Raw genomic sequence first — 23,445 nt, 5'->3', positions numbered from 1 at the left:
AGTTCAGACTACATTTGGGCAGCTCAGTTACGGCCCACGAGGGTGGGCAGCAAAGATGTATTTTCGTATACGAAAATATCTTTGCCGTCCTTGCGGTCGGGACTTTGCTCGGAACTCGCAAAGTCTGAAATTTCTAAAAAGTGTAATTTATGCCTAGAAAGAAACACAAAGATCAGGAACAGGTGCTAACCAATCCGATTGTTATCCGGATCACTTTGGAAGATTTCGATAAACTTGAAAAGATCCGGAAAGAAAGTAATTACAGGAGCATTGGAGAAGTAGTCAGAAAGATGCTCTCAAAACAACGGATAACCTATCTGCATAGGGACATTTCTATGAATGGTCCTATGGAAGAGCTTGCATTGATAAGAAAAGAGATCAAGGCTATAGGTATAAATATCAATCAACAGACGCATCGTTTCCACACCAGCCAGAATGAATCGGAGCGAGCATTTTTTGCCCTCAAAACAGCCAGTACCTATAAACAGATGGAACCGAAGCTGGAACGCCTGTTAAGTATTGTTTCAAAACTTGCTGAAAAATGGTTGCAAGGATCATGATAGGCAAAAGCATACGGGGCATACTGCATTATAATGAGCAGAAGGTTGCAGAAGGTTCTGCTACGCTGATTATGGCAAGCGGTTTTGCGGGAGACATCGAAAAGCTGGATTTCCCTAATAAATTTAGGCGGTTTGAACACCTGACTTGCCTCAAACCGAGCGTAAGCACAAACGCACTGCATATTTCGTTAAACTTTCATTCGAGTGAAGAACTCGACGACGCTAAAATGCAACAGATCGCAGCAACTTATATGGAGCGCATTGGTTTTGGTGACCAACCTTTTTTGGTCTATCGGCACCAAGATGCTTCCCACCAGCATTTCCATATCGCAACGGTAAACATAAAAAAGGACGGCACATCCATAGACCTACATAACATTGGCAGGATACAGTCGGAACAGGCAAGGAAATTCATAGAGGAAGAATTTGGCCTGATCAGAGCGGAGAGCAAAACATATCATCCAGAGCCAGCCATAAAAGCAATTGATCCTGAAAAAATACAATATGGTCATTTGCCTACCAAAAGGGCAATCGGCAATGTGGTTACGATGGTGATGAATAGCTATAAGTTCACATCACTCGCAGAATTTAATGCAGTGCTCAAACAGTTCAATGTTGTGGCGGACAGGGGGAATGAGGAAAGCGAAATGTTTAAAAAGAAAGGTCTCCTTTATTCCATATTGGACAATCAGGGAAGAAAAATAGGCGTTCCCATCAAGGCAAGCAATTTTTACAACAGACCTATCCTTAAATGGTTGGAAACAAAGTTTGAACAGAATGTTGAAAGGAGAAAACCATACCGCGATGATCTGAAAAGGCGAATTGACCAGGCGCTCAGCAAATACGAATACATTACCAAGCAGACATTGATTACCGAACTACAGAAAAACGGGATCGCCTTGATCTTCCGGCAGAACGGAGAAGGGTTTATATACGGGGTTACATTTGTCGACCACCAGCGTAAAGCCGTTTTCAACGGCAGCAGCCTTGGGAAAACATACAGTGCAAAAGCCTTAAAGGAAAAACTTGCCGAAAACGACAAGATCAAGACCTATCTGTCGAAACCAAAAAGAATAAGCGGTTACCTAAAACCTCATAGTGAACAAAAGCACCTTCAACATACCGGAAAAATTAATCTTTCCGATCTGACTGTCTCCGCTACAACCGGTAAAATACTGAAAGACCTTCTAGATCCCGAATACATCGGATATGCACCTTCTATTACCTCCAAAAAGAAAAAAAGAAGAATAAAGCCAAAACAACCATGAACACAGGAGAAGACATACAGGGCTTAAGAAAAATCATCGACTTTTCCCGACTGATAAGCATATTCATATTAGCTATCCATTTTTACCTATGCTGTTATAAAGCTTTTGAACAATGGAGCTGGACAGCCGAAATTACCGATCGGATCATTGTTGTCATTGCAAAGACAGGGCTTTATTCCGACCTTTTGTTGCCCAAACTTGCTGCACTGGGTCTGCTATCGATATCCCTGTTGGGAGCAAAGGGCAAAAAGGATGAAAAGATGAAGGTTAGGGTAATCGTTTGCTATATTATTACCGGGCTTTTACTTTACTTCATAAGTATACTCTGTTTTTATATCCCTACACAAATAACGGTCATTGCCGTACTCTATATGTTGATGGCATCAATAGGCTACCTCCTGATCCTCACGGGAGGCGTATACCTCTCAAGGCTACTGAAAGAAAAGCTCAACCATGATATTTTCAATAACAACAATGAAACCTTTCCACAGGAAGAACGGCTGCTGGAAAATGAATTTTCCGTTAACCTTCCGACAAAATATCAGCTTAAGGGAAAGATAAGGAACGGCTGGATAAACCTAATCAATCTTTTCAGAGGATTATTGGTAGCCGGAACCCCTGGCGCAGGGAAAAGTTATTTTGTCATCCGCCATATAATCGACCAGCACATAAAAAAAGGTTTCTCAGTCTTTTTATATGATTTTAAATTCGATGATCTGTCCAAGATTACCTATAATGCCTTATTAAGATATCGGAAGAATTATACCGTAAAGCCAACTTTCTGGGTGATCGATTTCGAAAAAATCTATCACAGGTGCAATCCATTGGATCCAGAAAGCATGGACGATATTACAGACGCCACAGAGGCAAGCCGCACCATTATGCTTGGCCTTAACCGTGACTGGATAAAAAAGGAAGGTGACTTCTTTGTAGAGAGCCCAATAAACTTCCTAACAGCCATTATCTGGTTTCTCCGGAAGTATGAAGATGGAAGATATTGTACCTTGCCCCACGTTATAGAGCTGATGCAGGTGGATTACGATCCGCTTTTTGCGGTGTTGCAACAGGAGGAACAGATTAAGGTACTGATCAACCCATTTATATCCGCCTTTCAGAATAATGCAAAAGAGCAACTGGAGGGGCAGATCGCCAGTGCAAAGATAGGATTAGCCAGATTATCCTCACCTCAGTTATATTATGTTCTAAGCGGGAATGATTTTACCTTGGATGTTAATAATCCGAAAGCTCCAAAAGTTGTATGCGTTGGTAACAATCCGCAGAAACTACAGGTGTTCGGTCCTGTACTTTCCCTCTTCATCTCCAGGATGATAAAATTGGTCAACAGGAAAGGCCAACTTAAGAGCAGCCTCATTTTCGATGAGTTTCCAACTATCTACTTTAACAATATTGATAGCCTTATTGCCACAGCAAGGAGCAACAAAGTGGCCACCATATTGGCCGTTCAGGATTTCAGCCAGCTAAAAAAAGATTATGGGGCAGACCAAGCTGATGTGATAACCGGAATTGTCGGGAATATTATCAGCGGACAGGTGACAGGCGATACCGCTAAAAAGCTATCCGAGACGTTTGGCAAAATCGTTCAGGACAGACAGAGCCTGAGCATAAACAGCAGTGATATATCCATCTCAAAATCTACGCAATTGGATGCCGCCATTCCGGCAAGTAAGATAGCAACGCTTTCATCGGGCGTGTTTGTTGGAGTTGTTGCCGACAACCCGGACTGCAGGATACCACAAAAGATTTTTCATGCAGAAATACAGAATGACCATGAGGCGATAAAAGCAGAAGAAGCTTCCTATAGAGATATACCACTAGTTGAAAACGTGACAGCAGCAGATATACAGGAAACCTATCTCTGTATAAAGGATGATATACAACAGTTGATAACAAAAGAGCTGGCAAAGATAACTGCGCCACTTCCCAAAGAAAATGATACCTTTCCAAAAAATATTCCAACGCCTCCTGAACAGACTTCCCTGTCTTTATAAAGTACTTTTTTTAACCGATCGTAAAATGGGTGGTTAATCCACACCACCCTAACCACCCATTTTATTGAAAAAATAATTTTTCCTTTATGAATAAAATTCAGACTATGGTGGAATTACGACAAAGACTGCAATCGCTCAAAACGGCAAATGAAAAAACCGTCATGTTGTTAGAGAATCTCTTCTCCCCAATTTCATTTAAACGAAGTTGGGTAATCTCCTATCCTACAGGCATTTCAACTGCGTATCTTTATTATATCACCGGTGGTCTGGTAAGAAGTGTGGTTTCCAAATCCAGTGGAGACTACTGCTTGTGGATAATTGACAAAGGATTTATTGTGCCGGGCAATGGTTTTCTATCCGGAACAAAAAAAGAGGAACTTATTCAGGTGCTAAATGACACGGAAGGATACGCCCTGAACCTTTTACGGGCAGATACCATTGCGCGTAACAATATCAATATGTACAGAATGTTACTGGAAATTTATGAAGAGGCCGTAGTGGAAGGTGCCGGAAGGGAGATCATGCTGCGAATTAAAAATGCAACAGATCGATATAACTACTTTCTTATGGAATATCCTAACCTTGCCAGAAAACTGACCATTGAACAACAGGCCCAATACCTGCAAATTGACAGGAGATATCTCTACAAGATTATCAAATAGAGCCACTACTGTAAAATCGCAAATTTTCTCTACAACAAGCCAAAAATAAGCAGATTTTCACATCGGTGATTTTTATGGGGTGAAACCATTTTATTCCACACTACATTTCTTTCTAAACTACCCTAGTTCAATGTAAAGGCTGCTTAAGCAATGTTTAATGACCTAAGGTTTGTCGTTTTTGTGACAAAAACCTGTGTCTTTTACGACAAAGCCATGTCTCATATCCGACAAAAGTTTTCGAAAATTGATACAAAGATTTATTTCCCACTTTCGGAACTTTATCATATGCTGTTAGGACAAATGAAGATCAAAAAAATGGATACATTAAATATAGACGCGATAAGGAAACCAATAAGAATAACCTGGCAGGTTATAACATTGGAAACAATCGCCATTCTTCTTATTGCTCTTTTCGGTCTTACAGCTTTTGATAAAACAGTGCGGTTTGGCCGTTTTCTGGATGAGCTCGGTAAATCTCCATTTCTTATGGATTACGCTCTAGCTGTTGCGATAGGTACTCCACTCATAGAAGCAATTGTGGCAATGATGCTTGTAATTGATAAATGGCGGTTAAGAGCGCTTTATTTCTCGGTATTTCTTATGAGCTTGTTTACCGCTTATATATACATGCTTGTTAACTACAGTTACTTTACCTCGTGCCTGTGCTCTGCAGCCATTGAATCACTTTCCTGGCAGCAACATTTAATATTCAATATGGTGTTTCTGGCATTCGCGCTCATTGGGGTTTTAATAGAGGAAACCAATTCACAAAATCAAATACCAAAGTCATGAAAAAATTGTTGAACATTTTATATCCGCATTCGCCACCATAACTAGGTTGTGTTATTTCACTGACGATCCATCTGGAAAACGAATTTTTAAAACTAATAATAAATAAAATGAAAAAAACAATTTTAAGAATCACACTGGCTGCTGGGTTGGTTGGTGTGGCAAACTGGGCAATGAACAATGATGTTGAAGCAAATGCCTCGGTATTAAAAGTTCAGGAAGAGGAATACCGTATTACAGATTCATCACACCCAAATTTTAATCTGGTGGGACTCGAATCCGAAATTTCGCCTTTGTGCCAAGGTACTCAGCAAACCTGTGCGGAGCCAACGGATCAGAATTCTACTGCTCCAAACTTAGAGTGGAACGGAAATGAAAATAAATTTTAGATTTTCGAACAATGAGCGGAGAATCCGCTCATTGTTAACATGATGAGATGAGAGTTTTTGTTTCTTTACTGTTTTCGCTTACATTACCCATCCTGATAATCTATGGGTTATGGGCAATGGCTGATTTACCTAATAAAAAAGACAATGGTTTTGACCGGAAAATTTTAAAGGGTCAGGTTGAAGAGATCAGTAAATCGTTATTAAAAAAACAAACAACTAGAATATTGGGAGTACATGGCAATTACACGCTTTTGGAGACCGATGATGCCCAGTTTCTGTTGAAATTTAACAACGATTCTTGTCAGACATCGGTTATAACCATTGGCAATTTTCCGGTAGGCTTCAAAAATAAAAAATACCGATACCAGCTATTCGGCGACGAGCTTTATCGGTATGACCGCCGTGGAAAGGTCGAAATTTTTAATTTGAAAACCAAGGAGCCAAAACTGCTATCAAGATTCAAGACGCCTCCGGTGATTTATTACCTGCCTATTTCAGATAATAGATATAGCTATTTAAAATACACAGGTATTGAAACGTCCAAACAATTTTGCATTGGCCGGTTTAACGACGCTACCATATCCTGTGATACAGGTAATACCATTTTATCCGAACCGAAGGGCCTGATAGCCGACGGACAATTGAATTTTGATGATTCGACCCAAATTTTTGTCTATATGCACTATTATAAAAATGAGGTAACAACTTTCGATACCTCATTACATCTAAAAAATATCGTTCACACTATTGACACGGTTACAAACAGCTTAAAAGAAGGCGAAAATGGTGCGAGGTTTGCGATAAACCAAAAGAGCTGCGTACACGGCGGATTCCTGTATATATCATCCAATCTAAAAGCAGATAATGAATCGCGATCCCATTACACCCAGCATATTCCGATTGATATGTACGATATAAAAGCCGCTTCCTATTTAGGCAGCTTTTATCTTCCGGTTTCCAAAGGTAAACTGATCAAATCAATGAAGTTTATTTCACGGAATAAAATGTTGGTGTTATACCATAGCAATGAATTACGTCTTTTTAATGTCAGAGATCTGTTCAATCGGTAATGGAAAGGACATCGATCACCCGCTTTTCCTTCTTTACACCCAAACCATATTTGGCCATTTCAGATTCAAAAATATCCTCGTCAAAAGTTAGCATGTTGACTACTTTTCCCTGCTTTCTATCGAGAAATGGAGACTTACTGAAGTCAATTACGATGTCAATAGGCTCGGATATATTCGTCTCATTGATAAACGGCTTTGCCCGGAACATATTCAAGTTCTTAACGAGGTGGCGCATGTTCCATTTCCTCATAATTATCTTTTCAGTGGTTATGGCTGCATTTTGATCGCCACCCTTATAAACAAGGCTGCCGGCGACTTTCGTTGTATCCTTGACATAAAGAACCAAACATTCAATATTTCTTTTTACTATTTCCCCTTTTATGGGGAAAAACCGATTAAAATCATTGAACATGTATTGATAGACCAGCGTATCTGGGACAAACTCCCGAAGTTTTAATTCATAACTATATAAATTATCCTTATTGTATTCCTGTCTGGTTTTCCACTTTCGGAAGGGTAAGTCGGGGAAAAAAGGAATCTTTGTGTTAACGTCAGCATATAACCTCCGGATGGAATCATCTTTTATATTGACCTCAACACGGTATGGATTGACATTCCCATCTCCTTTGTTTTTCCATAACATGTATATGCAGTAATAAAGACGTATAACCGGGTAATTCGAAAAAAACGCCCGATTGACAGTTTTATACTTTGTACTGTCAGTGCCGAAGCTCGGGGCACCTCTGTCAAACATGCCGCGATGTGGGGCATTTGGGTTATATTTTGAAAGTATTGATCGGTACAGCACATCAGTGCTATCAGCATTACTTAACCCCTCTTTTTCATAATTGAAATTTTCTCTTTTGACCGGCAACCTAAGTTCTTGGTTCGCTAAAAACTTTTGGATATTTTCTTCACTTATTTCGCTCCCGCCGGTAATGGCAACTACAATGCCCTTATCGTTGATCCATACTTCGTGGGGCAAGGTTAAATATGGAAAGTGTCTCTTTAATATTTTATCGTTCGTGATAATGTTAGGCTCGATTTCTTTGGGAATTAAGTTTTTTTTATAAATGTTATTAACCAGACTGTCATTTTCGTAGGTAACGTAAAATACTTCCAGTTGATCTGCGAATTTCTTTTGTAAGTCAGATAACTTCGGCATCCCATTAAGACAGGCAAAACACCAGGTTGCCCAAAAGTCAATAATCACATGCTTTGCTTTGATTTCTTTGATTTGACGATTATCAAATCCTGTTATTGAGCTCAGATCTATTGTATCTCCAACTGTTAATGGCCTAACAGGAACATTTCTTTCTGCTTGACAATGGCTTTCGATAGGGAAGTTCATTCCTATTAATATCGCCAGTAAAAATCTTAATCTTCTTATGTAGTTTCTCATTTCAATTCTCTTGTTAATAACCTTCATTTTGGATTAAAAAAGGATTCGAGTCCAGCTCCTGTAAGGGAATTGGCCAATAAATATCCGTAGATTGCCAATTTGCCCCTTTGATGGATTGTAATACTGAGGATGCAAGGCTCAGTCGTTTAAGGTCAAACCAGCGATGACCCCATTCCATAAATAATTCATGCCTGCGCTGTGTTCGAACCTCATCTATCATCTCATCGGTGCTGTTAATAACTACTTCTTCCAATCCGGCCCTTTTACGGATTATGTTTAAATCCTGTAGGGCGCGGGAAATATCGTTCTGCCTTGCCAAAGCCTCCGCCCTTATCAGGTATTGCTCGGCAAGTCGAAACACAACCAGGTATTCCGACAATTCAGTACCTATCTGCACTTTATATTTATGGGGCGAATGATAAATTTTATCAGCGATTGTTAAGGAGCTTATCCATTCATGTTGTCGCTTATCGCCGTTGGAAAATGATTGTAGGAAATCTTCAATCAGAAAGTAATTTGGAATTCTGCCGCTAGATGTTGGAATTAGTATTCTTCCGATATTAGTGTTATAGCCGGGAAACACCGGCATTAGCTGCCAGATTGTTTCTTCACTCGCTTTTAAAAATACCGCTGAAAGGTCGGGCAGTGAATATAAACCACTATTGATAACATCGGAAGCTTTCGCCTCTGCCAGTTGCCATTTTTCGCGATAAAGATAAACTCGAGACAACAAAGCGGTGGCCGCCAAACGGTTGGGTCTAACTTTATCCGAAACCGGATAGCCTTCCGTCAATAACGTTTCAGCCTCTGTAAGATCACTTTCAATCTGTTCATAGATACTAGCTATCTCGGTTCTGCCAAGGCGCTGGTTGTTTTGATAGTCCGTTTCCAATATCAGCGGAAGATCTCCGAATAGGTTCACCAGATAAAAGTAACAAAACGCCCTGATAAATTTCGCTTCTCCCAGTAGTTGATTCCGTACGGACTCACTTAGGTTAGATGAAGACAAAAGCCCTTCAATTGCCATGTTGGCGTTGTAAATGCTGCTGTATGTCGTGGACCAAAAACTACCGACCAATGTGTTGTTAGTCTGTATATTGCTATTTAGAAATTCCAGATAAGTCTGTGAAGATTGTGAATAAGATAGCTCGTCTGCATTGAGTGCTACGGCAATGTGCATGTCTGCATTTAAAGTATGGGAAATGTTGGAAAGGTTACTGTATATCCCACTGATTACAGACGTTGCAGTCGCTTCATTGTTGAAAGCGTTAATTTTACCGATCTGGTTGGGCGGTAATTCAACTTCCACGAAGTTGCTACAGCCTGTAAAACTTGTGATGATCGCTATCAAATAGTATCTAAATAATTTTTGTTTCATTTTATGCTGTTAAAAAGTTCCCTGAATTCCAAATGTTAATGTTCGCAGAGGCGGGAGGGTACGCATGCTGGTTACTTCCGGATCATTACCTTCGTACCCCGTGAAGGTCAGTAGATTCTGTCCCTGAAAGTAAATGCGGAGCTGCTTGATGTCCATGCTGCTAAGCCAACGATCAGGCAAACGATAGCTGAGTGAAACATTCTTTAATCGGATAAATGAGGCATCTGTTATTACACCGTTCGATAGCAGGTAATTGCTTCTTGCAGTTGCAGCCTGTCCCCCTGTAGAAGGTTTCTGTATCTCACTATCGATATTTGAAGGGGCCCAATAGTTTGTCAAAGCCTTTGGTTGGTTAAAGTTTGTAGTTCCCATTAACGCCGGAAGACTATGTATGAAACTATACCCATCCTTTTTGACAAATTGGAGGAAGACATCCAATTGTAATCCCTTGAACTGGAAGCTGTTGTTCAACCCTCCGTAAAATTTCGGTGTAAGGTCGCGAATAACGCTGCGGCCGTTATTAAGATCGACAGACCAAAGGCCTGTCTCAGGATCTACCCCTAAATAGGGATATAACTTAACGATGTTCAGGGACTCGCCAATCGCATATTGATTTGCATAACTTGATTTATCAAGACCCGGAAAATCGAGTAGCCTGTTTGTTGCGCGTGTAATATTGAAGGATGAATTCCATTTGAATGCAGGTTTTTGGAGATTTATGGTGCTGATTTCAAATTCCCACCCTTTGTTTTCCACCTCGGCAGGTAGATTTTGGGTAATGCCCCGGAATCCCGTCTGAGATGGTAAGGTATATTGCAATAGCTGATTGGAGCTTCGGTTTCTGAACCAAGCTCCCAAAAACAGTATCCGATCTTTCAATAGACCAAGCTCCAAAGCCATTTCCAATTTACGGTTGCTTTCCCATTCGTAGTCAGGATTGTAAAGACGTTGCGGAGCCAGGCCACCGATGCCTGCATAGGGATAACGGACATTTCCGTAAGTGTCAAGAAACTGGTAGTCGCCTATTTTATCGTTTCCTGTCAGCCCGTAGCCGGCGCGAAATTTTCCGAAGCTTAAGAATGCCAAATTGTTTTTGATAATGTTTTCATTGGTAAAAATCCATGCGGCACCGATTGCACCAAAATTTGCAAACTGACGTCCGGGTCCGAAACGGGAAGAACCGTCCCTTCGCCCGGTCAGATTAAAAAGATATCGTTCTTTATATTGGTAATTGATCCTTCCGAATATTGCCTGATACCGATAAAGTCCATATTCTTCGGTGACATTTAGGGTACTTGCCCCGGTTGTGGAGAACAACAGTTCTTCGCTACTGTAATTGCCGGCAAATATAATCCTGCCGCTGGATTTCTCTTCCTGCCAACTAGATCCCAACAACATTTCCAACTTATGGTTGCCAAAGCTTCGGTTATACGTAAGTTGCGGCTCTACAATCCAACTATTAAAATCGCTATTGGCGAATGTTGATTCCCCGCTTATCCTCGAATTGTTCGGTATAAAAGAGCTTAATGGATAAACGTTGGCCTCATCTGTTGCAATGGTGGTATAACCGGCATTCAACCTGATAGCTATGTGTTTTGTAATACTGTAGTTAGCGTTCAGATTGCTGACCAAATTCTGCGTTTTTGTCCGGTAACTTCTCAATGTAGCCGCCAAAGGGTTATTATATACAGCCGATCCGTTTTCTGACCATGATAAGGATCCATTATCTTCATATGGTAGTAAGTTTGGTGCAGTGTAAGTACCCTCTGTTAAATCGGTGGGAAGTATGTTGTTTTTGTAATCTGAAAAGCTGCTCGTAAAAGAGATCCGGAACTTCTCATTTTCGGATCTGTGGTCGAGGTTTAGTTGCGCGCTTGCTCGTTTGTCGGCCTCATCTCCGGGATAAACATTTTCCTCCGTTCGATAGGCACCTGAAATACGGAACTGTGTTTTATCACTGCCCCCTGAAAGGTTTAACTGTAGATCCGATAAATGAGCGGTATTTCCAATTAAAATTTTTTTCCAATTTGTATACCGCTGCTGATCGTAAAGTGCAAGGTCAGGTGCATTTACAGACGTAGGGGCGATGTTATCATTTACAAAGGCTTGAGAACGTATTTCAATGTATTCCTGTGTGTTCATTAACGGCATAGTGTGCCCCACCCGGCTAATACCTGTGTAAGCGTTCAGGCCAACTTCTGTTTTTCCCCGCTTGCCTTTCTTTGTGGTGATGAGTATAACACCGTTTGCTCCCCTACTACCAAAAATTGCGGTTGCATCAGCGTCTTTAAGCACTTCGATACTCTCGATGTCTGATGGGTTGATGCTGTTAAACGGACTTTGTGAACCCACAGAACCGGCTTTTGAAATACCTGCACTTAACCATGGCACTCCATCGATCAGGTATAGAGGTTCGTTTCCATTTGCAATCGAGCTTCTACCTCTTATAAGAACATTAAAATTTGCACCTGTACGTCCGCTTTGCTGCGTGATTTCTACCCCAGGGATGCGCCCTTGCAATGCAGCTATTGGGTTTGCGACCGGTTGCCTTGAAATTTCTGCTGCGGTTACACGCCCAACGCTTCCTGTATTGAAGCGTTTGGTAGTTTGTCCATAGGCAATTACCACCGTTTCATCTAAGGTATTCTGCTGTGGATCAAGCTTTACCGCATAGTATTGACTAGAGGAAATATCGTACTGAATTTCCTTGGTTTGATAGCCCAAATAGGTGACCGTGAATGTTCCCTTGTCCTTTTTGGTTATGACAGTGAAATTCCCGTTCTGATCAGTTTTTATAGAGGTGATTTCTGTACGTATGGTGGCCCCTTCAAGCGGCTCATTGTTAACTGCTGACAGCACTTTTCCTTTTAGTATAATTTGCTGCATAACCAAGCCGGTGGCAGCAGAGGTGCCTAGTCCCCGCTGCCCGGCATTGGTCAAACAAACACAGAACAAGATCGTTAAAAGCGAAATTTTAAAGGGTATCAAAAGTTTCTTCACTTTTTATTTCCCCCTTTCGTAGCTAATTTGTTATTGCTTCGGCAATTAAGTATCAATACCGCTTCGGCAGCAGGCTCCAAACGAAGTGGAACCCGCATTGCCTCTGCGGTAAACACATGATAGGCGGTCGTTTTTCTAAATTTATATGTAAAGTTCGTTTGGGAAAGACATAACATTCCCCTTATGAGCGTTAAATTCATTTTTTACGATTGAGGTTTGGTGAAAAATTAGGTTGAACTTCTTGGGAAAGAAGAAAGAAGCCGATTAAACCGGTGACTTTATCAGGTTTTTAAAGAGATTTTTTTTTGTGCGGTTTTCAGGAGCACATTGAATTGTCAGACTGAAATCAGAGATACTGACAATGATTTCTTCATCGTCAGCTAGTACTACCATTGGGTAAAATTTAGTTGGTTGTTTTGAAAAAAGCTTGGACAGGCTGCAACCCTTCTGAACCCTTTTTAAAATGGTTTGGATTGATTTAGGTGCCTTTTGCTTTCTTTTCATAATCTTGTGTTAGGTATTTGCAAAGAAAAGACAAATGCTGTTCAAATTGGAGAAAATAGCTTCTAGCAATTGATGTTGTAGTTCAGAAAGATGAATTTATATGGAGGTTTGTTTGGAAGTGTTTGTTCTTTTGTGGAAGTTTTACTATATTTACGATTGTAAAAATTTATAACATGAAAATAGGGAAAAACATCATTGAAATCCGAAAAGCTCACAAGTATACTGAAGAATTTATGGCTAACGAATTGAAAATTAGTGTTGATGAATACAAATCAATTGAAAATGACGATGTTGACATAACTTTAAGTATGCTGGATACAATTTGTGGCATTTTATCTTTAACTCCTGCGGAATTGCTTCAGCTTAACGAGCCGACTAACGGAATAAAAAATTATTTTTTTAACCATAGTGATAATTCAGGAACAAACATAAAAATCCAAGGAATTGATCAAAAAGAAGTAAGAAAAGCATACAAAGAGTTGTATAGTGAAGAGCTAAAAAGGATACCCAAGCTTGAAAAATTGTTGCGCGAAAACAATATACCAATAGATTTTTGAACCTTTTGACATGAAAGTTGGAGATAATATAAGAGAAATTAGGGAAACCGAAAAAAACTTTAAAAGGAGCTATATGGCCAATAGATTAAATATCTCCGAAAGGGCATATGGGAACATAGAGAATAATGTTACAGATATAAATTTAACTAGACTGGAAGAGATTGCTTTAATATTTGAGTGTAATCCAGAATATATCCTGAACTACAAGCAATCTAAGAAAGAGTTTTATAATTATTTTCACAATAAAAGCGGCAATAAGGGGACTAATATTATGCATCAAGGTGGAACAAGTGTAGAGTCAGACAATAATAGGAAAATCCTTAAATTACAAGAGGAATTGCTGGAAAGCGAACGCAAACGAATCTCTTTATTGGAAGCACTATTGAAAAATAATAATATAGAATTTTAAATATTTAGAATATGAAAATTGGCGAAAATATTAAAGAAATCAGAGAAAAGGAAAAAGGCTTGCATAAAGAGGATGTGGCAAAGGCACTCGGTATAACAGTTAAAGCGTATAGTAATATAGAAAACAATATTGCAGACGTTACAGTCTCAAGGCTTTACGAGCTATCGGAGATTTTCGGAGTAGCCCCGGAATATATACTTAACTATCAAGACAAGGCCACTTATACAAACCACTTTAACAATTATGATGGTAATCAAGGAGTGAACATAATGTACCAAGGCTGCTCTTCTGACCAAATCAAGAATTTAGAGGAACAGGTCGATAAAAGTAAAAAAGACGCAAATCGCTTACAAGCTCGGGTGCAAACTAGAAATAATTAAACTTGTTGAAATGCCTTTGCACATAAATGTATTAGAATTGGTAGAAGGCCGTACGGTAGAAGGTGAACGGATAGAATATAAAAAGGGATGGAATCCAGGCTCTATATACAGAAGTATTTGCGCATTTGCCAACGACTTTGATGATATTGGCGGTGGGTATATTATCGTTGGAATAGAGGAACAAAATGGTAGGCCAATATTACCTCCTATTGGGCTGAATGAGGACGAAATAGATCGGATCCAAAAAGAAATGATCGGATTCAACAACCTTGTCAATCCTGCCTATTATCCAAAGGTAAGCGTAGAGGAAATCAGTGGAAAGAAAATTATAGTTATTTGGGCACTCAGTGGGCAGAACAGGCCGTATGAGGTTCCTGATGAAATCAATTCAAAGGAAAAACGCTACCATTATTTTATCCGTCTGATGGGAAGTAGCGTGAAAGCCAATAAGCAACAACGTGAGGAACTGATCTCTATCTCAAACAAAGTTCCCTTTGATGATCGGCCTAACACGAGTGCCTCTATTGATGATATATCTTTTATACTGCTGAAAGAGCATTTGAGGCAAACGAATAGCCGCTTGCTGGAGTGGGTTGATACTCGATCGAAGGCGGAGATTCTTTCTCAGATGGAATTACAATATGGCCCTTCAGAATTATCGTACCCAAGGAATGTTTCTTTAATGCTTTTTACAGAAAATCCCGAAAAGTTTTTTCCTTATTCTCATGTCGAAATAGTCCATTTTCCTAAAGGAGTTGACGATCCTGAGTTTTTTGAAGCGGCCCCTATTAATGGTCCGGTTCCACAAATGATTCGACAGACACTTTTGTACCTGCGTACAACTGTTCTAAAAGAGAAGGTGCGTAAAGTGAAAGGGAAAGCCGAAGCGGTGAGAGTCTGGAATTATCCTTACGAGGCTTTGGAGGAAGTGGTTGCTAATGCACTATATCACCGTGATTACCAAACACGAGAACCTGTAGAGATTAGGCTTTATCCAAACAGTATGGTTATTTTAAATTATGGTGGTCCTGATAGGAGTATCAAAAACAAAGCATTCGAGATCGGTCCAATATTGCCCAGGCGTTATAGAAATAGGCGATTGGGCGATTTTCTAAAGGAACTGGATCTTACCGAGGGCAAGGCCACAGGTATTCCAATTATTAGAAAATCACTCAAAACCAATGGTTCACCCAATCCTGAGTTCGATACCGATGAAGAAAGGAGTTACTTTCAGGTAACTTTGCATATCCATCCAGACTTTATTGCTGAAATAACGGAGGAAGAGGTAGTAAATGGCGTAGTAAATGGCGTAGTAAATGGCGTAGTAAATGAGCTGTTAAGCTTGATTTCTCAACATCCTGGCAATAGGGTTCCATTTTTTGTGGATAAGATGAATGCTCCAGTAAGATCTGTTCAAAGATGGCTAAAAATCCTTAGGAATGAAAAAAAGATTGAATTCCGAGGCGCGCCGAAAACTGGCGGATATTGGAAAGTATAGGACAAATGGGTTTTTAGTTTTTCGATCTCCTTAATAGAAAGCTTGGTAAACTCTACGGTTTGGCTGGTAGGCAAATCGCCATTTTTCATTTCTTTGGCAATAGCAATAGCAATAGCTTCCTTCCGTTTACCCCTGTTTCTTGCTTGTTGTTTCACTGTTCTGTGAGTCCTGAATCGATATTTCTTCCCGATAACTTTCAACTTCTGTATCAAAAATGTCAGCCTAAAGTTTGACAAAAACATATATTTTGTCATTATATATGCTTACATATGTGTGGTCTTGGGCAGGAGATTTCAGGGTTACAGAAAAAAATATTGGTGTAGAACGATATCGCATAGGGCAGGAATTAAAATATCTACTGGACGATACGCTCTATTGGATAAAGAGCAATACATATCCTCCGGAAGAAATAGCCATACGTTTTAAGCACCGTTTGGTAAGCATTCACTGCTTTCCGAACGGCAATGGAAGACATAGCAGATTAATGGCGGATATCATCATCGATAAGATTTTTAAGCAGCCGGTATTTAGTTGGGGGGCGGCTAATTTAGTTGAGCAAAGCGACGCTCGAGCAGATTATATTAAATGTGTTCGTATGGCCGATGCGGGAAACTTGGCTCCATTGGTAGCATTTGCAAGATCGTAATTTTCGGTATCGAGTATCAAAGAAAATGAAACATATCTGTAAAGAACAGCTGGCAATTTTTTAGAACGCCCTACTATCAGATAAAGTAATTGCCTTACTTTTTAGTTTCTTCTTTGGCAATAACCTGATAAAACTTTCACTTTGGAGAAATTGGTTCAAAATTAAGCTGTACGGGATAACCTATATTATCATCATTAATTGAATAGGTATGCAAAGTTTTCTCTTTAGAACAATAACCTACCACTGAAAACCTATTTTTCTCTCTTTTTGGGGGCAATCCGGTAACTACTTTTCCTGTGCAGCCTGGAACTGCACAAGACGCTACTTTATCATATTCCAGATAGCTTTTACCCTCCTTTTTGTAGAATCTTACATCGAAAAACGATGTGATTTCTGCTTCCTTTGTTGAAACAACCATATATATAGCCAGATATCTGTGTTGTGTAAACAGAGCCCCAAGTGATAGTAAAACACTTAATCCGGTTACGGGAGAAAAATTAAAAAGAATATTAAGTAAACTCAGAGAGACAGTAATTATGAAAAAGCTTATCGATAAAAGACCGCGTACCCTTACCGTTCTATGGGAATGCTTTCTTAAGGTTCTTACATAAGGTTCGTAACTAATAACTTCTTCATTAAGGGCAATATGCTGCTCATTAAGATCTAAGGCCATATCTAATATATAGCTGACGGTTTTAATACGCAAGCCATCCATTTTTTGTAAAATTCTTTCGGGACCCCAGGTTTCAATGTCCATGTTGAATTTTCTTTTCATTTCATCGATGTGCGTCTCGATTTCACCTAAGAAAGAATTGTTGGTGATATAAACAATCTTCTTCACGTTCTTTTGCTTTTCGAGACACCCACTGACATCCGATTGCATTTTTAGTTTCAACTTTTTGCTGGTATCACGCCAAGGGCCATAAAAATGAAAGAAAGTTCTGCTCTTCGGACTGTATCCGTCATTGGAAAAATCGCCATATCTTCCACCTGCACGCGTTGAATGGTAATCATCCGGATATAATTCGGTTAATAACCTATCTCCAAATTTTTGAAATTCTTTTTCATGGAAACTCCTGATTGCGTGATCAATAATCTTTTTAACGGTAATGGGATGCATAATCTTAGGTTAAGTGTTTTTTGCTTGTACTGGGTTGTTTATAATGGATTTAGTAATCAGTGTCATATCTGTCGGAGGTTGGTGCTAAATTATTAATTCAGTATGACTTATAGATTATCATAAATGATAATTTTTCGTACCTACAAAAATCCCTTTCGTACTTAGAATAGCTGCATTCGTCCCAGTTTGCTTGATGCCGCTATATACCCTTACGAGATTAGTAACAGGATATTCGACAAATCCTTTGGCCAACGGTAGGGAGTAACCGAAAACCCTTGATAAGAGTAGGAACGGTTTAAAAACATATACGATTAATATGAAACGGATAACAAAGGTTAAAGCCAGGATCAATAAACTTTTCAGCAAGCCTGTTGGTTTGTTGGCCTTAGAAGCCGCACTATTGGTTGCTGCTAGGGAAGAAAAGTGCATTCCTTACGAAGGTATTTAATAATCAATCTCACTGCCCAACAGAGTATGTTTGCTTTGTTGGGCTAAAACTGGAAATCATGTATTCCATCAATAAATTGAAAAGAAATAGGAAGTATTGGTCTGATTATTACAAAAACTTATTATTGCTTCCAAACACACCAATATGGTTCAAATTTCAAATAGTAAGTGCCAGTTTTCGGAATTTTCTCCCGCATATTCCCTACGAACAGCATGAACTACTGTTTAAAAAACTCCTCATCAACCAAAAAAATGCAAATATGGAACAGTCTGCAATTGACCTGCTCAAAGAGGTGCCAGTGCTTTTTTGGGACGAAGGAAAACCGGACACATTTCGTGATGCACCTGGTATTATTGTTACCTTTCATACTGGGTCTTTTAGGTTAATAGGACATTATTTGGCAGCAAATGGAATTCCATTCAAATTGGTTGTAGCAAACGATGGAATGCTAAGAGAAGGTAATCTAGCGAATGAACTTTACAGTCAGGAGTCGCTGGATACAATAGGTTTTGATCTTATCGATGCAAATGAAAAAAACTGCCTGATTAAAATATGCCGGACACTCAGAGAGAAAACAAATGTACTGATATATATGGATGGGAACACGGGAGCAGGTAATGAATATCAAAATCAAAACCTCATTACCGTTCCCTTTTTGAACCAGCATATCAATGTACGGGCCGGAGCTGCTTATGCCGCATTTATAAACAAAGTGCCGCTTTATCCGGTAACCGCAAGCCGAAGGTGGCGTTATGTATCAAAGCTGGAATTTAGACGCCCTATTATACCTAATAGCCCTTCTGATAAAAAAACATTTGCCGAGAGCGTGATGGTCTCAATTTACAAAGACCTTGAAAATTTGGTTTATGAAAGGCCCTGGCAATGGGATGGATGGCTATACCTGCACCATTATGCGAAAGTGAGTGTTGATGAATCAATTCATCCGCAAATTGACAATGATGGGAAGTCGGCAAAAAAACAGGTGGCATTCAACAAAAGAGATTATGGCTTTTTCAGGGTAAATGAAAAGCATTTCCTCTTTCGTAAAGCCGATTATAAGTGTTTTGAGGTGGAACAATGGCTCTACACCAGGCTTGAGCAATTGTACGAGGGAAGTTATCGGTTTACCGTTCCGATGTTAAACCGGAACCATATGGCCGATCTTGTAAAAAGCCGGGTTGTGGTACAACATTAGTATTTAACCATGGATAATATAGGAATTCGATTTTTTGATGCTGCTTTTTGCATTTATAGTCGTTTTTTTCGGAAAGACTGGCGTAATATCCTTATCTTGTGGGATGTAGAATCTTCAAACCCCGGAGATATGGCTATTTTCTTTCATAAACACCCCGTTTTTTTTCACGCACTTTGCTGGTTGATCTATATGCAGTTAACTTACCTGTATAATGTTCCTAAAATCGAGAACGTAGTGTACATGCATATTGTATTTTCCTGTATACTTTATGCTATTGTTTTCTATGCGAACCTTTTTTCGCTATGGTTCTTCGAACAGAAAAACATAAAATGGTGGTACAGCTGCGCTTTATTGGTTGTTCTTTTCTTTGTGCTGGCAACGTTGGGCTACATTGCTATTTACCATCTGTTCCCATTATTCGGAATCAAGTTGTTCTATGAACACGTTCCTTTTAAAATAACGCTTTATCTACGCAATATCCTGCCCATGTATATCAAATATACCAGCTATGCATTAATTTATTATTTTGTGCTCCGGGCTTTCCGGGCGATACAATATGGCCGGCGTGCAGACGAGGCTAAATTTCAGGTGGAACGTGAACGCTTCTCCTATGAGCAGGCACTTTTAAGGGCACAGATAAACCCACATTTCCTGCATAATACACTCAATTTTATTTATACAGAAGCGTTGACTTTGTCGAAATCGTTATCCGACAGCATTTTCAAACTTTCAACCATGATGCGATATTTTCTGGAAAATGCAGCAACAGGAAAGCAACTGGTTCCTCTCCATAGGGAGCTTGAATACTTAAATACTTACCTGGAAATAAATAACAAACGTTTCGGTGGCACAAAACAAGTGGTTTTTGAATTTGAAGGGGATCCGTATGGCCTAACAATACCTCCGTTATGCTTTATCACACTGGTTGAGAACGCATTTAAATATGGCGATCTGAGTGACCCGATGTGTCCCATGAGAATCAAGATCATTGTCGATAGACATAAAATCTATTTTTATTGCTCTAATAAAAAGAAAGCGGCTGTACCGCAGGAATCAGGGAATCACATCGGATTGAAGAATCTTGAGAAACGATTGAAAGCGATCTTTAACAATAAGGCTACATTGACACGTCTTGACGAAAACGGAATTTATACAATTGAATTACTGATTTCCCTCCTTTAATAAATAATTATGATTAAATGCATTGCTATAGACGATGAACCGGCCGCTCTTCAACAGTTGGAACTTTATTTACAGGAATTCCCCTATGTTGAGCTGATCGGAACAACTACGAGCCCTTTGCAGGGATTGGAAATGATCAAACAAATGAAGCCCAATGCGCTTTTTTTAGATATGGAAATGGACGAAATGAACGGTACGGAAGTGCTGGGGAAGCTTAAGTCCGATATAAAAGTAATCGTATGTACGGCATTTTCGGAATTTGCGTTGGAAAGCTTTGAGCATGACGTTGTCGATTACCTGCTAAAGCCAATGGATATGAATCGATTTACGAAGGCAGTGGAACGCTTACGGGGAAGGATAACACATCAACCGGTAGACCTATTTGCAATCAGTAACGACTACGTTTTCATAAAGTATGAGCGAAAACTCAAAAGAATAGATTATGACGATATTATTTACATAGAAGCCAGAAAAAACGATGTAGTTTTTCATCTGCACCAAGAGTTCCTGCTTTCTACTATGCCAATCAAAGATGTCCAATCAAAACTATCTCCCCAAGAGGGGTTTATCCGGATACATCGATCTTATATCGTAGCCATAAAAATGATCGATACAATTGATGAAGGAATGGTTAAACTAAAAAATGGAACCAGTCTCATTATCGGCGGGATGTACAGGGAATACCTGCTCAACTATGTCTATCCATCTATATAACGAAAAACTAAATGTATGCGAAATCTGACAACTACCTTATTTGTTCGAGTAAATTGGATGACCTGATTGCTGATATAACTGACGAAAATAACGTCCAGGATTTCTCCTCCTCCAAAAGAACATTGAAGCAATATTTTCAGCATATGGAAGATATGATAGCTGTCAATATACTCCAGGTGCATGATTTCCAAGGACGTGATATACTGATCCGTAGATATCAGATATCCGTTACAGATGCCCTTTTGACCAGCTGGGGGAAGCTAAATAATTGCAAGCAGCAAAGGGATGGGATAAGGGTAAAGAACAATTATGAAATAGCTGTTTTTTATCATTGTATGCACTGCGGGATTAAATTTTTAGAGAATTTGCAGCTTTTTTATCCACAGAATTTTCAGTCGGAAAAAATATTACCGTCCTTTTTACTGCATTTCAGGTCCAAAGCCTTCTTGAACAATGTACAGGAACTACTATGGGTCTTTGATGAAAACAGGATAGAAAGGAAACTGATAAGCCTGTTAAAGGACTATTTTTATGGTTTTCTACATGAAAAGGCCGGTAACTACATTACATGGCATCATTGGAATTATGCCCTTAAACTCTCAAATGAATTATCTTCAAGACTCTTGTTCCTCGGTTATGCTGATCGGAAAGAAGAAGAGCTCATTATTCAACTGATTTCCTTCAATTTTAATCACCTACCCTTTTACCATTTCATTATAGAGAAGATGCACCGTTTAGTAGAAGTTAATGATGATCCACACGGGCAGGAGGAACAATGGACACATTACAGGGTTAGGTTGAGAGCTATTCCTATCATAAAAGAATTAGCTGCGGATTCACAATTGCCGACAATCCAATATTCGCTCTTGACATATATCGATAAAAAACTGGCATCATTTCGTAAAACTCGTAAAATTTGGTCAAAATTTCCGGTCGGTGGTGCAAAAGAAGACTCGAAGAAATATTATTTCAGGGTTTCCTTAACCGCAAGACAATTGATTTTTTTCTTCCGAATTTTACTGGAGCTGCAAATACTGATGGTAGGCAAGAAAAAAATGCTTTTTACCTTTATCGCTAATTTTATTGGTACTCCCAATGCTGATCGTCTAGCGCTACATAGCTTACTGAGTAAAGACGATATTCCATCTCAGCAGGTTATCGAAAAGGTGAAAGAAATTCTTATCAAGATGATCAATCATATCAATACCAAATACCGATGATTGCTTGTACTATTCAATGAAAGAGAGTTGTTTCTTTCATTGTTAATTGCAATTAATTTCACATTTTTTTGCAAAAATTCACATCAATTCTACCACCTAAGTTCTTGCTTCAGTACTTCTTAATTCTTGTATTGGGGGACTATTTACTTTTTCTTAACCACCCTGACCACTTTATTTACGAGTGTAAAAGCTGTCTTTTTGAACCGAAACCAAATGATAAAGTTATGATCTTACAATATGCAGACGATTTATACCGTGAACTCGAAGAGGAACTCACGGCCATTGAACAGGAAAATAAGGAACAGAAATTCACAGTTGCTAAGAAAGCCATGACAGCACATACTTATCTGTTACGATTAAGAGACAAAACAGTGGACTACCCGTTCAATGAACAAGAAGAAATTACCTTCTTCAAAACAAAAAAGCCAAAGTTCGCAAGTCTTATTCTTTACTTTTCCAGTAAGCAACGGATGGAAGTTGCCAAACCTACAGGACGGGATGAATATGTCAGGAAATATTACCGCTATATCCTGAAAGGGATAGAAAAATTCTTTTTACAGAATAGGGAACTTTACACTTATTATCGTTCGGGCGATAACCGCTTGGACAAGTTATTATTTCTGCGCTCGGCCAAAGAGGCTCCTACTTGGTTGTGCCCTGTGAGGATTGATCATGATGAACGCTTTTCTACGCAGGCTGATAATATAATTGCCAAAATAATGGCTAAAGAAAGGTTGGTCAATCACATTCAAAAATTCCTAAAGCGCGGCATAACGAAGGTCGAACCGGATTTGAATAAAATAACATGGACAGGAGAAAGCATTAATTTACTGGAAACTGCTTATGGTTGGTATTGCACCGGGCAACTCAACAATGGTCAGGCAGGGATAGGAGAAATTGTCCGTAAACTGGAAACGATGTTCAACTGGAATTGCAACTAAAAATAGGAGACTTTTTTATGCTGCCATTTTTTCTTTTTCCAATAGCATTTCTTCGATCTGTCTGGGTGTCTTATAACCCAGAGCAGAATGTGTTCTTTTGGTGT

The 23,445-nt window shown here is 39.3% G+C and carries 23 protein-coding genes; 18 read left to right on the top strand and 5 right to left on the bottom strand.

Annotation, left to right across the window (positions count from 1 at the left end; all coding sequences use genetic code 11):
* Positions 1-149 precede the first annotated feature (149 nt).
* From RYH73_RS16470 to RYH73_RS16440, 7 genes are all read left to right on the top strand, one after another.
* Positions 150-560: a mobilization protein gene (locus tag RYH73_RS16470; RefSeq protein WP_335314545.1), complete on the top strand. Its 411-nt coding sequence runs from the start codon at positions 150-152 to the stop codon at positions 558-560.
* Entirely contained in the window at positions 542-1,828 is a 1,287-nt protein-coding gene (locus tag RYH73_RS16465; protein WP_335314544.1) for a relaxase/mobilization nuclease domain-containing protein, read from the top strand. The genes RYH73_RS16470 and RYH73_RS16465 overlap by 19 nt, the downstream gene beginning before the upstream one ends.
* On the top strand, positions 1,825-3,837 hold the full coding sequence (mobC, locus tag RYH73_RS16460; protein WP_335314543.1) for a conjugal transfer protein MobC: 2,013 nt from the start codon (positions 1,825-1,827) through the stop codon (positions 3,835-3,837). The genes RYH73_RS16465 and mobC overlap by 4 nt, the downstream gene beginning before the upstream one ends.
* Before the next feature lie 86 nt (positions 3,838-3,923).
* On the top strand, positions 3,924-4,499 hold the full coding sequence (locus RYH73_RS16455; RefSeq protein ID WP_335314542.1) for a hypothetical protein: 576 nt from the start codon (positions 3,924-3,926) through the stop codon (positions 4,497-4,499).
* A gap of 315 nt (positions 4,500-4,814) precedes the next feature.
* Complete coding sequence (locus RYH73_RS16450) at positions 4,815-5,291, top strand: MauE/DoxX family redox-associated membrane protein (RefSeq protein ID WP_335314541.1); 477 nt, start codon at positions 4,815-4,817, stop codon at positions 5,289-5,291.
* A gap of 107 nt (positions 5,292-5,398) precedes the next feature.
* The gene (locus tag RYH73_RS16445; protein ID WP_335314540.1) at positions 5,399-5,677 is read left to right on the top strand and encodes a hypothetical protein; all 279 of its coding nucleotides are present in this window, start codon (positions 5,399-5,401) and stop codon (positions 5,675-5,677) included.
* A gap of 47 nt (positions 5,678-5,724) precedes the next feature.
* A complete protein-coding gene (locus tag RYH73_RS16440; RefSeq protein WP_335314539.1) occupies positions 5,725-6,747 on the top strand; it encodes a hypothetical protein in 1,023 nt (340 codons plus the stop codon).
* On the opposite strand, the gene RYH73_RS16435 is transcribed toward RYH73_RS16440, so the two are convergent.
* The 4 genes from RYH73_RS16435 to RYH73_RS16420 form a co-directional block, all read right to left on the bottom strand.
* Positions 6,737-8,149 (bottom strand): TlpA family protein disulfide reductase, encoded by a 1,413-nt coding sequence (locus tag RYH73_RS16435; protein WP_335314538.1) that lies wholly within the window; start codon positions 8,147-8,149, stop codon positions 6,737-6,739. The genes RYH73_RS16440 and RYH73_RS16435 overlap by 11 nt on opposite strands.
* A gap of 13 nt (positions 8,150-8,162) precedes the next feature.
* A complete protein-coding gene (locus tag RYH73_RS16430) occupies positions 8,163-9,527 on the bottom strand; it encodes a RagB/SusD family nutrient uptake outer membrane protein (protein ID WP_335314537.1) in 1,365 nt (454 codons plus the stop codon).
* Between the two features lie 9 nt (positions 9,528-9,536).
* Complete coding sequence (locus RYH73_RS16425; RefSeq protein WP_335314536.1) at positions 9,537-12,527, bottom strand: SusC/RagA family TonB-linked outer membrane protein; 2,991 nt, start codon at positions 12,525-12,527, stop codon at positions 9,537-9,539.
* A gap of 264 nt (positions 12,528-12,791) precedes the next feature.
* Complete coding sequence (locus RYH73_RS16420; protein ID WP_335314535.1) at positions 12,792-13,031, bottom strand: hypothetical protein; 240 nt, start codon at positions 13,029-13,031, stop codon at positions 12,792-12,794.
* A gap of 173 nt (positions 13,032-13,204) precedes the next feature.
* On the opposite strand from RYH73_RS16420, the gene RYH73_RS16415 reads away from it, so the two are divergent.
* The 5 genes from RYH73_RS16415 to RYH73_RS16395 all read left to right on the top strand — a co-directional run bounded on the left by RYH73_RS16415 (position 13,205) and on the right by RYH73_RS16395 (position 16,521).
* Positions 13,205-13,588, top strand: a complete 384-nt coding sequence (locus RYH73_RS16415) for a helix-turn-helix domain-containing protein (RefSeq protein ID WP_335314534.1) — start codon at positions 13,205-13,207, stop codon at positions 13,586-13,588.
* A gap of 10 nt (positions 13,589-13,598) precedes the next feature.
* Complete coding sequence (locus tag RYH73_RS16410; RefSeq protein WP_335314533.1) at positions 13,599-13,997, top strand: helix-turn-helix domain-containing protein; 399 nt, start codon at positions 13,599-13,601, stop codon at positions 13,995-13,997.
* An 11-nt stretch (positions 13,998-14,008) separates the two neighbouring features.
* A complete protein-coding gene (locus RYH73_RS16405) occupies positions 14,009-14,377 on the top strand; it encodes a helix-turn-helix domain-containing protein (protein ID WP_335314532.1) in 369 nt (122 codons plus the stop codon).
* 10 nt (positions 14,378-14,387) lie between these two features.
* On the top strand, positions 14,388-15,875 hold the full coding sequence (locus tag RYH73_RS16400) for an RNA-binding domain-containing protein (RefSeq protein ID WP_335314531.1): 1,488 nt from the start codon (positions 14,388-14,390) through the stop codon (positions 15,873-15,875).
* 259 nt (positions 15,876-16,134) lie between these two features.
* Positions 16,135-16,521 (top strand): mobile mystery protein B, encoded by a 387-nt coding sequence (locus tag RYH73_RS16395; protein WP_335314530.1) that lies wholly within the window; start codon positions 16,135-16,137, stop codon positions 16,519-16,521.
* Positions 16,522-16,657: 136 nt separating this feature from the next.
* Here the strand turns inward: RYH73_RS16395 and RYH73_RS16390 are convergent, their stop codons facing one another.
* Positions 16,658-17,641, bottom strand: coding sequence for a hypothetical protein (locus RYH73_RS16390; protein ID WP_335314529.1), 984 nt, complete (start codon positions 17,639-17,641; stop codon positions 16,658-16,660).
* A 316-nt stretch (positions 17,642-17,957) separates the two neighbouring features.
* On the opposite strand from RYH73_RS16390, the gene RYH73_RS16385 reads away from it, so the two are divergent.
* The 6 genes from RYH73_RS16385 (at position 17,958) to RYH73_RS16360 (ending at position 23,341) form a co-directional block, all read left to right on the top strand.
* Positions 17,958-18,089, top strand: a complete 132-nt coding sequence (locus RYH73_RS16385; protein ID WP_335314528.1) for a hypothetical protein — start codon at positions 17,958-17,960, stop codon at positions 18,087-18,089.
* A 58-nt stretch (positions 18,090-18,147) separates the two neighbouring features.
* Complete coding sequence (locus tag RYH73_RS16380) at positions 18,148-19,284, top strand: hypothetical protein (protein WP_335314527.1); 1,137 nt, start codon at positions 18,148-18,150, stop codon at positions 19,282-19,284.
* Between the two features lie 9 nt (positions 19,285-19,293).
* Positions 19,294-20,466 (top strand): sensor histidine kinase, encoded by a 1,173-nt coding sequence (locus RYH73_RS16375; protein ID WP_335314526.1) that lies wholly within the window; start codon positions 19,294-19,296, stop codon positions 20,464-20,466.
* A 9-nt stretch (positions 20,467-20,475) separates the two neighbouring features.
* A complete protein-coding gene (locus RYH73_RS16370; protein WP_335314525.1) occupies positions 20,476-21,180 on the top strand; it encodes a LytR/AlgR family response regulator transcription factor in 705 nt (234 codons plus the stop codon).
* Between the two features lie 11 nt (positions 21,181-21,191).
* Positions 21,192-22,400: a hypothetical protein gene (locus tag RYH73_RS16365; protein ID WP_335314524.1), complete on the top strand. Its 1,209-nt coding sequence runs from the start codon at positions 21,192-21,194 to the stop codon at positions 22,398-22,400.
* A gap of 224 nt (positions 22,401-22,624) precedes the next feature.
* Positions 22,625-23,341 (top strand): RteC domain-containing protein, encoded by a 717-nt coding sequence (locus tag RYH73_RS16360; protein ID WP_335314523.1) that lies wholly within the window; start codon positions 22,625-22,627, stop codon positions 23,339-23,341.
* Positions 23,342-23,445 lie beyond the last annotated feature (104 nt).

This window comes from Olivibacter sp. CPCC 100613 (assembly GCF_036959255.1).
Classification (GTDB): domain Bacteria; phylum Bacteroidota; class Bacteroidia; order Sphingobacteriales; family Sphingobacteriaceae; genus Olivibacter.
The sequence above is the reverse complement of the archived record's forward strand: the minus strand, read 5'-3'. Positions and strand labels throughout refer to the sequence as shown.